At 34.5% G+C, this 531-nt stretch carries 1 protein-coding gene; it reads right to left on the minus strand.

Annotated elements, in window-relative coordinates; all coding sequences use genetic code 11:
* On the minus strand, positions 1-531 hold a 531-nt coding region (locus EKL98_RS17960; RefSeq protein WP_199740756.1), incomplete at both ends, for a hypothetical protein.

A 531-nucleotide genomic window follows, 5' to 3' on the forward strand; every position in this document is an offset into this window, starting at 1 on the left:
GGCAAAGGTAAAATTTCACTATGTTTACCGGGATAAGGGCCACCGCTATATTTAACGACACCAGCACCGTCTTTTATTTCCCAAGTAATTTCATCTCCCCAAAAATCTTGTTGTAAATTAAAAACAAAGTTTGTATAATTGTAGTTAACAGTTGCTAGATCAAAATAATTCCTTGAGGCAGTATTGTTGCTCACTCTTTGATCTGTACCTCCATTGGCTGTTACGATACTAACATTTAAAGTACCATTAAAATTAGTGTTCAATAGCGTTATATCAGCTGATTGGTTTTGTGTTAGTGAACCGTTCCAAGTTTGGGTTTGGTTTGCGCCTCCATTTATAGTATAATTTAAAGTTACAGAAGTTAAAGTTGTCGTTCCTCTATTGTTAATGGATACTTGTTTGTTTGTTAGAGCAGGAGGTGTAGTATTACAGCCATAATCAATGGTATTGTTAAAAGTTGTTATTTTTACCTCTGCATCATTTGCTACCAATGGTATTGCTGTAGCTTTATTAGAGGTTTTTAAAGAGCTT

It is taken from the genome of Flavobacterium bomense (assembly GCF_003970355.1).